We start from the raw sequence: 13,155 nt of genomic DNA on the forward strand, positions 1-13,155 counted from the left end.
TCAAAAGGATGTTGTTTAGTGTAATTTTCTGTCACGAGTTTCTCTCCATTCTCTGCCTGCAAGCTTACCGTTCCGACGCAATTCCGCTGACTGTATTATACCATACTCGGCGGCGGCAATCGAACCGGCGCGCAGGTTTGTTTCCGTAAAAACGGGACCGCCGTTTTTTTACATCACAAAAATAACCATCCTATGTTATAATAAAAATATATTAAAACAAGGAGATGATCAGTTATGAACGAATCCCTTCAAACGTTGCTCTCACGCCGCAGTATCCGCAAGTATAAAAAAGAGCAGATTACCGATCAGGAATTGAATCAGATTCTTGAAGCCGGCATGTATGCTCCGTCCGCCAAAGGACTGCAAGGCGCCTCGATGGTCGTCATCCAGGATGAAGCTGTCATCGCCGCCATTTCCGCCATGAACGCAAAGATTCTGGGTACCGACAGCGATCCTCTTTATGGTGCGCCGACAGTCGTCATCGTTTTTGCCGATCCGGAGCGTTCCGCCAATGCCTGGTCGGACGGCTGCCTCGTCATGGGCAATCTGATGAACGCCGCGGCAGCCTTAGGTCTCGGCTCCTGCTGGATCAACCGCGCCAAAGAAGAGTTCGCTTCGCCTGAAGGCAAAGCGCTGCTGAAAAAATGGGGACTGCCGGAACATCTCGTCGGCGTCGGCCACTGCATCCTCGGCTACCCCGCCGAAACGGCACCGCCGCCGAAGCCGCGCAAAGACGACTACGTTATCTTCGTCAAATAACCGGAGCGGCCGCAACCGCGTCATACAAGGCTCGAGCCAAATACGACATGTCGTAAATGGCTTGAGCCTCATTTTTTATGCCGTCAGCCATGAGACAGAGAATGAGTTTGCCCTGCGGCGCATAAAGAATGCCGCAGTCATGATAGACGCCGGCCAACTCGCCTGTTTTATGATCGATGCGGAGACTGCGGACCATCTGCGCCGGTATGACGCAATTGTCTTCCTGTCGGGAAAGAATGCCGCACATAGCCGCATCGGCGCGCCGGCCCAGGCAACGACCTTCTGCCAGCAGCGTCATCAACCGCCCCATATCGCCAGGCGTCGTCACATTCTCTCGGCCCGCCGCTGCGGCGGTAAAGTCCATCATTTTCCGCCGCAGCCGGGTCCCTTTCAGACCGAGACCGTCGATGCAGTCATTGACGGCGGCCATGCCGAGTATATCCAAGAGCATGTTGGCACAGGTATTGTCGCTTTCAACGATCATGTGTTCGATCAACACGGCAGTCGTCACCGGCGTGTTGATCGGCAGCGTATAGAAAGACCCGCCAGGAACGGCGGCGCGTACGGGCCAGCGTGCGGAAAAAGAAATTCTCCCGGCCCGTTCCTGCCGGAAGGCTTCAATCATAATCGGAATCTTGATCAGACTGGCCGCCGCCATCGGCCTGTCTCGCAGCAAAAACGGTTCCCCGCCGCCGAGACGCCGGCAGTAAACGGCAAGCTCGCCGGCGCCGTGCCAATAATCGTCGCATACCTGCTGCAGCGTTTCATTCATAAACGCCGTCTCCTTCCTCTTCTCTCCGGAGTTGCCGACGACAGTCGCCGCAATACCCGAAAAGTTCCAGATTATGTCCTACGATCTGAAATGTCGTTTCAGCGGCAATCCGCTCTTCAAACGACGCCAACGGACATGCGGAAATTTCCACCGTCTTATGGCAGCGCAGGCAGATCAGCCGATGCCTGTGCCCTATGGAACGAAGCGCATAACCGTGCCGTTTTAAATCGGGTAAAAAGGTTTTCTCCACAAGCGACGCTGTTTCAAATAATTCCAAAATTCGGTAAATAGTCGAATAATTTACTTTGCCGCCGTTCTGATCGATGTTCTGATAGATTTCTTCCGCCGTAAGAACGCCTTCTCGAGCGAGCAGCACATGCAACACCCAATTGCGGGCCCGCGTGTTTTTCAAACCGTGCTTGTGAAGCAACGCACCGTATTCCTTTTCATCCATCACCGTTAATCCTCCCTTCTCTGCGCCGCTGCAGCGCCTGACGGCACTGACGCACGGCAATGACCGCCAACAGCATCAGCACGGACAATACGGCCGTCACGCCGCCGGGAGCCGCGTCGATATAGTACGACAGGAAAAGACCGGAAAGAATATCGACAAAACTGCAAAGAACGGATAGCTGCAAAGTCCGGCGAAAACCTTTCTTAAGCTGCAACGCCGTGGCTACCGGCAAGGCGATGAGCGAACTGATGACGAGAATACCGACAACGCGGATCGAAACGGAAATCGTCGCCGCTACAAGAACGGCAAAGATGTAGTTAATAAGCCGGCTCCTGACTCCGGCGATCTTTGCGCCGTCTTCATCAAAAGTGAGCATGACCAGCTGCGGATACAGCCATACGATCGTAATGATGGATACGATGCCGAGAACGATAACGGAAATCACGTCTTCGCGGGACACCGTGAGAATACTGCCGAAAAGAAAGGACTCTACGTTAGCGTGAACTACGCCGGAGCTGATGATCGTAATGGCGATGCCGACGGAAAATGACAGGACGATAACCAGGATCAGTTCAGCGTAGCGGCGAAACTGATTGCGCAGCACTTCGATGAGAATGCCGAAAAAAGACGTCAGAAAAAAAGCGCTGATAATCGGATTGACATTGAGCAAAAGACCGACAGCCACACCGGCCAAAGAAGCATGTGACAAAGCGTCGCCGATCATGGAATAACGACGCAGCACGAGGAACATGCCGATCAGCGGACAAACGATGGAAATGAGAATCGCCACGACGAAGGCATTCTGCATAAAAGTATATTCAAACATACGATTCACTCCCCGTATTCTCGGTCACATATTCCTTAATATATTCTTTTGGCGAACATAAATGCCCGCTGCCGCCGGCGAGATGGTACAGGTAGCGGGAATTTTTCATCGCCGCCCGTAAATTATGTTCTACGGCAATGACGGTAATCCCCTGCTCTGTATTCAATTTTTTCAAAAACGGGTAAAGCTCGGCTTGACTTTTAACGTCAATGCCGACGGAAGGCTCGTCGAGGATGAGCAGATCGGGACGGGCCATCAACGCTCTGGCAATAAAGACTTTTTGACATTGACCGCCGGAAAGATTGCCGATCAGCGAGTCGCCGAACGCTTCCATCTTGACGAGTTCCAAATAGTTTTTTACGACGGAACTGTCCTTGATATGAAGCACCTTGCGGTAACAATTCATGACTTCCCGCACCGTAATCGGAAATTGGCTGTTCAGCGATTCAAAACGCTGCGGCACATAGGCCGTGCGGGAAAAATCATTGTACATCCTGCCGCGCACAGGTTTTATCAGGCCCAGTAAAAGTTTCAGGAGCGTACTCTTCCCCGACCCGTTTTCACCGACAACGGAAAGATAGGTGCCGTTATCAATATGCAGCGTAATGTCCTTCAAGATAAACGGCGCGCCCAAATCGTAGGCGTAATACATATGTTCCAAGTCAATCACAACGCTACCTCCTCCCCATACAGGTTCGTTTTATTATAGACCGCCCCATTTGCAAACGCAAGGCATTTGCATCAATATCCCCTTTATTGCAGCATCTCCCACAGAAGCAAGCCATTCAGCAGCGTCACGATGACGGCAATCGTACCGAGAATCGTCTTTTGCAGCGTCGTGTTGGCAAATTTCCCCATGACCTTATGCGCTGAAGTCAAATATATCTGCGTAAAAATCGTCAACGGCAACTGGACACTCAAGGCGATCTGGGAATAAACGAGTCCCTGAAACGGGTCGACGATCAGACAGATAATGACCAGCGCCAGAAGATACGTCAAGGCGACACCGTGCCATGAGTGATAATCTTTGATCTGGTAGGCCTCGCCGAAAATACCGGCATAGATCGTTCCGCCGGCCATACCGGCCGTCGTCGTCGAAGCCAGGCCGGCAAAGAAAAGTGCCAAGGCGAAGAGCAACGCCGCCGCCTTGCCCAGCATCGGCTCCAGCATAGCCTGAGCCTGTCCGATCTCCGTCACGGTGATACCCTGCGAAAAAAAGACTGCTCCGGCAATCAGTATCATCGCACTGTTGATAGCCCAACCGATTCCCATGGATAAAATCGTATCTAAAAATTCATACTTCAGCTGTTCGCTGATAACCGTCTCATCCTGCAGGTTCCATTGGCGGCTCTGCACGATTTCCGAATGGAGGAACAAATTATGAGGCATGACGACGGCACCGAGTACGCTCATGACGATCATGACCGAGCCCGCCGGCAGCGACGGCATGACCATAGCCGGCGCCGCCGCCTGCCAGTCGATATGGACGAGAGTCACTTCGGCCAAAAAAGACAGACCGATCAGCGACACGAAGGTAATGATAATTTTTTCCAATCGCTTGTACGAATTCGTCCACAAGAGCCAAAAGCAAGCCGCTGCCGTGAAAAAGCAAGCAGGCAGGACCGGCAGTCCCGTCAAAATGGATATTGCCAACCCGCCGCCAAGGATCTCCGCCATTGCCGTAGCCACCGCCGCCAAAACGGCAGTGGCAAGAACCAGCCGCGCCAGGCGGCGAGGCAGGTAGTGCGTCACGCCTTCTGCCAGACAAAGACCGGTAACAATACCCAAATGGGCGACGTTATGCTGCAAAAAAATGAGCATAATCGTAGCCAGTGTCACCATCCATAAAAGGGCGTAACCGTACTCGGCGCCGGCAGCTATATTGGCCGCCCAGTTGCCGGGATCAATAAAGCCGACAGTAATCAAAATGCCCGGACCGATATACTTCAGCGCCTTCCGCGCATTCAGCTGAAAATCATGTCGCTTGCCATATGTACCAAACACGGTATCACCTGTATTTCCTCTTATAGTAAATAACACGCCATCGCGGATCGTATCGCGGCTGCCAATAACGCCGCCGAATCATAAAAAAAGCATCGCTTTCCTGATAAAAAAAGCGATGCTTTGCTCACGCTCCTTTATTTTACCAAAATGACGGGAACGTTGGCATGATTCATGACATATTGACTGACAGATCCCAGGGCATACCCTTCCACTTTTCCCAGGCCGCGGCAGCCCATGACGATCATGTCGCCCGCCTTTTCCTTAACGACGGAAAGAATGATCGCATCAGGGGCGCCGACTTCAAAAACCCGTTCGACTTTCACCCGGTGCGGCACAGATGCAGCCGCTTCCTGCAGGATCCGTTCCCCCTTTTCCTGCAGTTCCACTGCCACCCGCTCCGCCGCATAGCCGCCGAAAAGAGAACCGAAACTCGGCGTCGCCGAAATGATCGTAGCGACATACACCAGGATCAGCGACGCATCGGCGGCAACGGCCAGCGCACAGGCATGTTCCAACGCCCGTTTGGCGTTCTCCGAGCCGTCGACGGGAACCACGATCCGCTTATATGCTATCACTGTAATCCGCCTCCTTTTTTAACGGCTTTCGGCGCTGTTTTGATGACGATATTGCGGCCGTCTCTGACGGCCTGGAGTGAAATATCGCCGACGCCGTCTTTATAGTAAGCCATCTTGATCTCCAACAGCAGGGCTCCCACTTTTTCCTGCAAGTCTTCCGTAAAAAACTGTTTGCGAAAATCGCCCGGACTTTGCCGTGCCGCCTTGGCGGCCCCGGACGGCGAGCGCCGCGGTTCTCCGTCATCCCAGTCTGCCGTTTCAAAAGTGAGCTCCTCTTTCACGCCGGCAAACATATCCTCAAGGGAACGGTTTTTAGGTATTTTATGCTTAGCCATATATGCCCCTTTTCTTACTTTTCTTTATCCATGTTATCTGATGCTTCATGCATACTGTCCAGTGTCAGGGAAGAAAACTCTTCCGGCGTCTGGTATGTCGCAATCTTCGTGAAGCCCTTTTTTAAACGGCCGCGATAAGCCGCAACGGCCTTACCGTCACGATTCACTTCGGCAATGTAAATCTCCTGCCCGTCTATGCCGACGAGGCGGAAATTACCGTTTGGCGAAATCTCGCGCCACGTCCCCGTCGCGCCTTCCAACATGTAGACGATACCGCGCTTCAAATTGTCGTAAAAGAGAATATCCTGGTCATAAAAGACGGCAATCTTACCGATATCCTCCGCCTGTACGGGGATCCGACGCGTATCATAGTTCGCATCAGTGCGGTAAATACGATACCGCCCTTCTTCAATCTGCAACTTCATGTAGATGACATTCGTTGCCGTCGAATAGGCGACGTCCGTGATTTTGCTGTCACGCGGCACATCTTCAATCTCCGTATCCAGCTCTCTGTCGGGGGCCTGCGGGTTATACTGGGCAATAAAGACGCCGTACGCACCGGTCTTGCTGCTCCTGCCATAAGTGGCAAAGATAGCCAGATCCCTGTCAGGAAGCCATTCAAAGAAAGAAACATTTCTGCCGTGCAGGCTGATACGCTGAGGATTTCCCTTCTTTCCCGCTTCGTAAATCGACACATTCTCATTACTGATTACGGCCATAAATCGCTTGTCATAAGAATAATAGGACTGCCCGTTCGGCTCTACGCCGAATCCCAGCGCCTCCTGCTGATTGGTTCCGCCGATCTTATAATCCGACGTAGGTGCAAACAGGAAACTGTCCAGATAATAGTAAACGCCGGCTTGAATCGCTACACCGGCGATAAAGGTCAACAATACATTACCGATCTTCATGGGCGCCTCCTACTTTACGATGAAGGCCGTCGGAATCATGCGTTCTCCCAGGAGATCCGCCGGCTTATTGACGACTTCGCCATTCAAATACAAGGTCGAACTGGACCCGCCGTCCAGATTGGCTGCAATATAGGCGCCTTCTTCATACATAATATTTTGCAGATCACGCAGCGTTGCACCGATGGAATAAGACGGTTGCCTGCCGTCGATAACGAGAAAGAGGACGGTGCCGTCTTTGCGTTGGCCGATGGCGGTTCGCGGACCGACGCCCCAGCCGCCGTCGCCGCTGGTAATCATCTTTTCCCCGTTGACAACTAAAGGCGGTCCGAAGGTGATTCCCTCCTTGACTCCCATGGAAACCAGCTCGCCTTTGCTGTAATTGCCGGCAATAAGGTTGCCGTCCTTCGTGAAACCGACAAACTCGTTCACTTCACTGTCGTCCGATTCTTTTCCCAGGATAAAGCCGCTGTCATGAATAATAAAGCCATAAGGGCTGCGTCCCGTTCCAGTGCCGTTGGCATCATAAAAACCGCCGGCATTGATGGCGGCGACGGCATTGTTCCGTTTGGCGATACCGCTCGTCGTGTCGCCTTTTTCATCCAGATTCGCCGCCGTCGCGATTTCTACTCGTTTCGGGTCGGGTATTTCCAACAAAAATCCCTTAAAACGGCTGGAATCAATATTTTTCAGTTTCAAGGAAGAATCGCTGCGCGACGTAAATTTAAAAAGTTCCTGTTTCGGCGCCGTACTGATGCCACCCAAAATGGCATCAATCTCTTCTTGCGAAAAAAGCCATGTAATGTACTGTGGATGACGGCTCTTAAGGATGGCGCCGACAACGGTACGCTTAATATTGTCAAACGGACCGAATAAAGCGACAAAAGGCGATGTCACTGCAAAAAACACCATGAGCACCATGATAAATTTAAAAATTTCTCGAAATAGTTTCATACGTAACCTCGGAATCCTCTGCTAAGCATATCTTAACGGGACGCATATCGTTCCGTCGTAAGCCGTTGCCGGAAATTGTCGATATCAACGGCATTGCCGATCCAGACGCGTCTGACGGCATAGGGATTATCACCGTATTTGGCCCATCCCGACTTCATCGTGAAGGCCAATTTGATGCCGGCTCGCCGTAATTCCTTCTCAGCCGCTTCATCTTCGCTGCCGTAGGGATAACAGAAGAACGCATTGTCAATACCCAGCTCTTCTTTCAGCCGCTGCTGGCTGGTGGCAATTTCGCTCCTGAGCTGCTCCGCCGTCATTTCTCCCATCTCGTCGTGATGATGGCAATGCGACGCAATCTGAATGCCCGCAGCCTGCATTTCTTTGATTTGCTGCCAAGTCAGCCGCGTCCCCTGATCGGCGTCATACGTCGGAATAAAAACAGTACAGGCAAAACCGTATTCCTTCATAATCGGCGTAACGACAGTATACGTATCCGGATACCCGTCGTCAAAGGTCAGGACAACGGGACGCTCCGGTATGGGCTGCTTGTTCACCATATACGCATACAGCTGCTGCAGCGTAATCGGATGGTAATCGTTATCCTTCAGAAACTGCATCTGCTGGCGAAAGTGAGACTCGAGCAAAACGGCGTCATTATCTTTGACATCACCGATCATATGATACATCAGCACAGGCACGCCCTGTTCCGGAACCTTTTCCGGAACAGCCGTCGCCGTTTGCTTCGTCTGTACAGCCTTTTCCGCCGTCTCGCCGCCGGTTTTCTCCGGCAAGGCGCAGCCGCCCAACACGAAGCAGCAGACAACCGCCAGGCACAGCAATTTCCAAATCCGCAAAATTCCGAGTCCTCCTTTATCGCTCACCGGCCGGTGAACCTCAACACTCCGTCCGTTCACAATGAACGACGGGCAATTCATCATACTTTCCGTCCAAAAAGAGTCTGATGTACCGTTCGCCGTCATCGACAAGCTGTTTGTCGGCTTCCACGGAATGGCAGGCGATACTCGGCGTCAAAAGGAATTCGGGACGGGCAATCATCTTCAGCAGCATCGGGCTCGGATGTTCCATAGACAAGACGTCCAAGGCGACGCTGCGGATATGACCGTCATCGACGGCGTGATATAAAGCCGCTTCATCAACCAACCCGCCGCGGCAGCAGTTGACAAACATGGCGCCCTTCTTCATATCTTCAAACTGTTCATCTTGAAACAGGTTTTCCGTCGCCTCATTCAGCGGCAGATGGAGTGAAACGAGGTCGCTCGTTTGCAGCAATGTATCAAAGTCGACCGGTTTGACGCCGGCCTCCCGCAAGACCCGTTCATCGACAAAAGGATCAAACGCTTGGATCGGGCAGCCGAAAGCCTGCAAGCGCCGCGCCACGGCCCGTCCGATATGACCGAAACCGGCGAGACCGATCAGCGTATCACCGACACGGTGAATCGGCCAGGTAATCGATCCGTATTGCCAGCGGCTGTTACTGCGGATGTCATTCTGATATTCCGGCAGCTGACGCAATAAAGCCAAGATCATGGCCGCGCTGTGATCGGCAATATCGTCAACACAATACGACGTATTACGAACAACCCTGATCCCTTTGGCCGCCGCCGCCGCCACATCAACATGATCGGTAAAAGCCGACAGCACAACGATAAGCCGCAAATCCTCCAGGCGTTCGATAAGCGACGCCGAAACCGGTTCGTCACGACAGATCAAAATTTCCGCGCCGTCCAACTGATCCGCTAAATCCTCTTCATCCTCGGCCGAGCAATATTCCACCTCTGCAATATCGCTCAACCGCTCTCCAAACTCATCTTCATCCGGGTGTCCTGTCAGAACACATATGTGATACATATCACTGCCCCATTTCATAAATACGATTATCTTTTAGGTATAGATATACACTTAAATATATATCATAATTCGCATAAAATGGCAAGTAATCCCAATTTTGCCGCTTCCGATGCGGAAACAAAAAAGGCGCAACCATTGTTTTCAATGCTTGCGCCTTCGCAACTTTGGCGGAAGGGGTGGGATTCGAACCCACGGTACGTTGCCGTATCACTAGTTTTCAAGACTAGCTCCTTAAACCGCTCGGACACCCTTCCATAATGAAGTAAGTATACCAAATTCAAGAGAGCCGCGTCAAGATTTATCTTCAATTCGGCGCCGATCCGATCGAACAGAGCAACACCGGCCCGCCGGCAACGGCAACAGCCGCTGCGGCCCGTTGCGGCATGACCGTTATACCTGCAATATTCCGGCCACACCCAAGATGAGACCTGCAAGACCTGCACCCAACAAGATATGAATGACACCGAATTTCCGACGCACGGCGATAACGGCGGCAATCAGGATAAGCAGGCCGCCGCCGCTGAAAGCGCTCCAGTCCTGAGGAACGCCTTCCGTATTCCACAGCGCCAACCAGATAAAGCTGATCGACGCCGCGCAGATCAGCGCGACGACAGCAGGACGCAGGCCGTTGAGAATGCCGCGAATCGGCCCGATGTTGCCGTATTTCAAAAAGAGTTTCGCCAAAAGGATACCGAGAAAAAAAGACGGCGTGACAAATCCCAGCGTCGCTGCCAAACCGCCGCCGACACCGGCGATCTTCGTGCCCGCGAAGGTTGCCGCATTAATCCCGATCGGCCCGGGCGTCATTTGCGAAATCGTAAAAATATCGACAAATTCACTCATTGTCAACCAATGATAGCCGTCAACAATGCTGGCCTGAATCAACGGCATCGAGGCGTAGCCGCCGCCGACGCAGAAAACGCCGACTTTGCAGAATTCCCAAAACAACAGCCAATAAATCATCGTCATCACCGCCTAATCATATTTTTCGCGTTTCATAAAAAGAAGTCCTATCAGGGCATCCAACAAAATCAAATACATGATATTGAGATCAAAAAACACGGTGCCGATAAACGTGCCGCCGATAATAGCCAAGGGCAGAGCCAGCCGTTTTCTGCCCTGCTTAATCAGCAAATCAAGCCCTACATTGACGATCAGTGCCGTCGCGCCGCACTGCATACCGCGCAACGCGAATTTGATATAGATATTTTGGATGAAATAATCATAGAAGAAAGAAACGGCCATGATAATCGCTAACGGCGGCAAAACCGTAGCCGTCAGTGCCGTCAGCGTACCTGCAATGCCGGCCATGCGATAGCCGAGAATAACCGCGCTGTTGACGGCTACGACGCCCGGCATGGATTGCCCGACGGCGACCAGTTCCAGCGCTTCTTTGTCTGTAATCCAGCCGTATTCATCAACATACTTCGCCTTCAGCAACGGTATGATGACGTAACCGCCGCCGACAGTAACGGCGCTGATAATAAAGGTCGATGTAAACAGCTTCCAGTAAAAGTCTTTTGTTACTTTCCGTTCCGCTCTGTCTGTCATGATTTCCTCCTGATCGCGTTTTTCCGCTTTTCCGATCTTGATTATATCACTTGTGATGATATACTAAAAATATATATATACTCTATATTCAATATCTTTTTAATATGTATTTTATTGGAAGGAAATTTTCAAGTTATGGATTTGCGTCAGCTTCATTACTTTGTCACCATTGCCGAAGAGCGGCAGATCACCGCTGCGGCAAAGCGCTTGAACATGGCTCAGCCGCCGCTCAGCAAACAAATGCAACTGTTGGAAACGGAAATCGGCTCAACCTTGTTCAGCCGGGGACCTCGTCAGATCCGACTGACAGACGCCGGTCAGATCCTTTATATCCGGGCCAAGCAGCTGCTGGCGCTGGCCGATTCAACGGAGCGGGAAATGGCCGATTTCAAGAGCGGCCGGCGCGGCACGCTCCGCATCGGCACGGTCTCGTCATCGGGAAGCGTGCTGTTTAACGGCGGCGTGGAAATGTTTCGCCGTCAATATCCCAACGTCCGCTTCGAAATTTATGACGGCAATACGTTCAACGTAATCGATTGGCTGCACAAGGGCATCATTGAAATCGGCATCGTCCGCACGCCCTTTGACGACGCTCCCTTTGGCGTCCGCCGCCTGCCTGCGGAACCGATGATCGCCGCAATGACGGCAGCCTTCGATGAAGAGCCGGGGGAAAAAACGATCGCCTGGCCACACCTGGCCAAGAAACCCCTCATCATTTATCGCCGTTTCGCCAAGTTGCTGCGCCAGTCCTGGCTGCGTCACGATCTGGAACCGACGATCCTCTGCCGGAATGATGATGCCAGAACGACGATCCTTTGGGCCAATGCCGGCCTCGGCGTCGCCATTATTCCGGCTTCCGCCTTCTCTTTGGCCGAACATGACCAGCTGCGGGCAAAGGTAATCGATGACGCTACGTTGTATACGTCAATCGCCGTGGCCTGGCCGAAAGACCGGTATCTCTCCTGCCTGGCCCAGGCGTTCATCGACTCCTTGTCTCTGGAATAAGCAACAGCGCGACGAAAAGATCGTCGCGCTGTCGTTCATCGCTTTTCTTTTTTATGAAAATGGAGAGAGTCGCCCCACCTGCCGAAGCCGACGGTGTCACCGACAGAGGCAACGCGGGCGCTGAGACAGTTTTTGCATTGATCGGGCCGCTCATCGACGCAAGGTTTATGATCGTAAAGCAGATACTGCGCGCGGAACTTCGGCACCGTCACGACCGGCATCAGCACATTGGCGCCGGCTCTCAGCCCCAGCTCGCGCCCCAGCGGATGCAACGCCTGCAACGCCGTCGTCGCCGCAATATTGACATCGACAAGGAACAGACGCGTTACGGCGATCATCGACAAGCCCCATTGAAGCCGCCGTTGCCGCGCGTCCGGCGAATCAAGTCCGGCGGCCGCAACCGCCTGTCCGACAGGCGTGCGGTGATGAACGACGTAAGGCCCCATGCCGATCATATCGATATCCAACTGTTTATAAAAAAGAATATCGTCGGCCAGATCCTCTACCGTTTGCCCCGGCAGTCCGATCATATCGCCGGTGCCGACTTGATAGCCGATTCGACGCAACGTCTGCAGGCAATCGCGGCGAACCTGCCATTCATGCCGGCCGTCGCGCGGATGCAGCATATTATACAGTGAAGGGTTGCTCGTTTCGATGCGCAGCAAATACCGATGAGCTCCGGCTGCAAACCAGCGGCGATACGTTTCTTCCGTCTGTTCGCCGACGCACAGCGTCAGCCCCAAAGCGCCGCCGCCGATTTTTTTTATATCGCCAATGAGTTCTTCCACATAGGAAACGAAGGCCTCGTCCTGCCGCTCGCCGGACTGCAGCGTCAGCGAACCGTAGCCGCTTTCGTATGACCATCGGGCCATGGCCAGAATATCGTCCCGTTCCGTATCAAATCGCTCGACTTCGTCATTATCGCGCCGTATGCCGCAATAGCGGCAATTTTTTATGCAAATATTGGAAAACTCAACGAGTCCGCGGTAATAGACGACACGACCGACAGTTGCCGCCTTAACGGCGTAGGCGGCATCATACAGCTGCTGCAAATCATCCGGATCGGTAAGACTCAGCAGGTCGATCAGATCCTGCCGCGTCATGGCCCGTTGTTTGCGTAACAGTTCCGTTAAATTCATCGTC

At 52.7% G+C, this 13,155-nt stretch carries 16 protein-coding genes and 1 tRNA gene; 2 read left to right on the forward strand and 15 right to left on the reverse strand.

Annotated elements, in window-relative coordinates; genetic code table 11:
• The first annotated feature begins 234 nt into the window (after positions 1–234).
• Positions 235–759 (forward strand): nitroreductase family protein, encoded by a 525-nt coding sequence (locus HMPREF1250_RS06125; protein ID WP_023053864.1) that lies wholly within the window; start codon positions 235–237, stop codon positions 757–759.
• Here the strand turns inward: HMPREF1250_RS06125 and HMPREF1250_RS06130 are convergent.
• The 14 genes from HMPREF1250_RS06130 to HMPREF1250_RS06195 all read right to left on the reverse strand — a co-directional run bounded on the left by HMPREF1250_RS06130 (position 752) and on the right by HMPREF1250_RS06195 (position 11,007).
• Entirely contained in the window at positions 752–1,531 is a 780-nt protein-coding gene (locus tag HMPREF1250_RS06130; RefSeq protein ID WP_023053817.1) for a serine hydrolase, read from the reverse strand. The two genes, HMPREF1250_RS06125 and HMPREF1250_RS06130, sit on opposite strands and share 8 nt — an antisense overlap.
• Positions 1,524–1,985, reverse strand: a complete 462-nt coding sequence (locus HMPREF1250_RS06135; RefSeq protein WP_023053797.1) for a Fur family transcriptional regulator — start codon at positions 1,983–1,985, stop codon at positions 1,524–1,526. Before HMPREF1250_RS06135 ends, HMPREF1250_RS06130 begins: the two co-directional genes overlap by 8 nt.
• A complete protein-coding gene (locus HMPREF1250_RS06140; RefSeq protein WP_023053789.1) occupies positions 1,978–2,811 on the reverse strand; it encodes a metal ABC transporter permease in 834 nt (277 codons plus the stop codon). Before HMPREF1250_RS06140 ends, HMPREF1250_RS06135 begins: the two co-directional genes overlap by 8 nt.
• Positions 2,804–3,481, reverse strand: coding sequence for a metal ABC transporter ATP-binding protein (locus HMPREF1250_RS06145; RefSeq protein ID WP_023053853.1), 678 nt, complete (start codon positions 3,479–3,481; stop codon positions 2,804–2,806). The genes HMPREF1250_RS06140 and HMPREF1250_RS06145 overlap by 8 nt, the downstream gene beginning before the upstream one ends.
• An 83-nt stretch (positions 3,482–3,564) precedes the next feature.
• Positions 3,565–4,815, reverse strand: a complete 1,251-nt coding sequence (locus HMPREF1250_RS06150; protein WP_023053880.1) for an Nramp family divalent metal transporter — start codon at positions 4,813–4,815, stop codon at positions 3,565–3,567.
• Between the two features lie 134 nt (positions 4,816–4,949).
• Positions 4,950–5,390: a universal stress protein gene (locus HMPREF1250_RS06155; RefSeq protein ID WP_023053771.1), complete on the reverse strand. Its 441-nt coding sequence runs from the start codon at positions 5,388–5,390 to the stop codon at positions 4,950–4,952.
• Positions 5,387–5,725: a hypothetical protein gene (locus tag HMPREF1250_RS06160; RefSeq protein ID WP_023053893.1), complete on the reverse strand. Its 339-nt coding sequence runs from the start codon at positions 5,723–5,725 to the stop codon at positions 5,387–5,389. The genes HMPREF1250_RS06155 and HMPREF1250_RS06160 overlap by 4 nt, the downstream gene beginning before the upstream one ends.
• Positions 5,726–5,739: 14 nt before the next feature.
• On the reverse strand, positions 5,740–6,636 hold the full coding sequence (locus tag HMPREF1250_RS06165) for a hypothetical protein (RefSeq protein ID WP_023053830.1): 897 nt from the start codon (positions 6,634–6,636) through the stop codon (positions 5,740–5,742).
• Between the two features lie 9 nt (positions 6,637–6,645).
• Positions 6,646–7,587: a phosphodiester glycosidase family protein gene (locus tag HMPREF1250_RS06170; protein ID WP_023053886.1), complete on the reverse strand. Its 942-nt coding sequence runs from the start codon at positions 7,585–7,587 to the stop codon at positions 6,646–6,648.
• 32 nt (positions 7,588–7,619) lie between these two features.
• On the reverse strand, positions 7,620–8,441 hold the full coding sequence (locus HMPREF1250_RS06175; protein WP_023053806.1) for a polysaccharide deacetylase family protein: 822 nt from the start codon (positions 8,439–8,441) through the stop codon (positions 7,620–7,622).
• 40 nt (positions 8,442–8,481) lie between these two features.
• Positions 8,482–9,456: a C-terminal binding protein gene (locus HMPREF1250_RS06180; RefSeq protein ID WP_036242864.1), complete on the reverse strand. Its 975-nt coding sequence runs from the start codon at positions 9,454–9,456 to the stop codon at positions 8,482–8,484.
• 165 nt (positions 9,457–9,621) lie between these two features.
• Positions 9,622–9,710 (reverse strand) — tRNA-Ser (locus HMPREF1250_RS06185).
• A 136-nt stretch (positions 9,711–9,846) separates the two neighbouring features.
• Positions 9,847–10,419 (reverse strand): chromate transporter, encoded by a 573-nt coding sequence (locus HMPREF1250_RS06190; protein WP_023053785.1) that lies wholly within the window; start codon positions 10,417–10,419, stop codon positions 9,847–9,849.
• A 12-nt stretch (positions 10,420–10,431) separates the two neighbouring features.
• Positions 10,432–11,007, reverse strand: coding sequence for a chromate transporter (locus HMPREF1250_RS06195; protein WP_023053796.1), 576 nt, complete (start codon positions 11,005–11,007; stop codon positions 10,432–10,434).
• Positions 11,008–11,142: 135 nt separating this feature from the next.
• Here HMPREF1250_RS06195 and HMPREF1250_RS06200 point away from each other — a divergent pair, with 135 nt between their 5' ends.
• The gene (locus HMPREF1250_RS06200) at positions 11,143–12,012 is read left to right on the forward strand and encodes a LysR family transcriptional regulator (protein ID WP_023053868.1); all 870 of its coding nucleotides are present in this window, start codon (positions 11,143–11,145) and stop codon (positions 12,010–12,012) included.
• 35 nt (positions 12,013–12,047) lie between these two features.
• Here the strand turns inward: HMPREF1250_RS06200 and hydE are convergent, their stop codons facing one another.
• Entirely contained in the window at positions 12,048–13,151 is a 1,104-nt protein-coding gene (gene hydE, locus HMPREF1250_RS06205) for a [FeFe] hydrogenase H-cluster radical SAM maturase HydE (RefSeq protein ID WP_023053825.1), read from the reverse strand.
• Positions 13,152–13,155: the final 4 nt, after the last annotated feature.

It is taken from the genome of Megasphaera vaginalis (ex Srinivasan et al. 2021) (assembly GCF_000478965.1).
In the GTDB taxonomy this organism is placed as follows: domain Bacteria; phylum Bacillota; class Negativicutes; order Veillonellales; family Megasphaeraceae; genus Megasphaera; species Megasphaera vaginalis.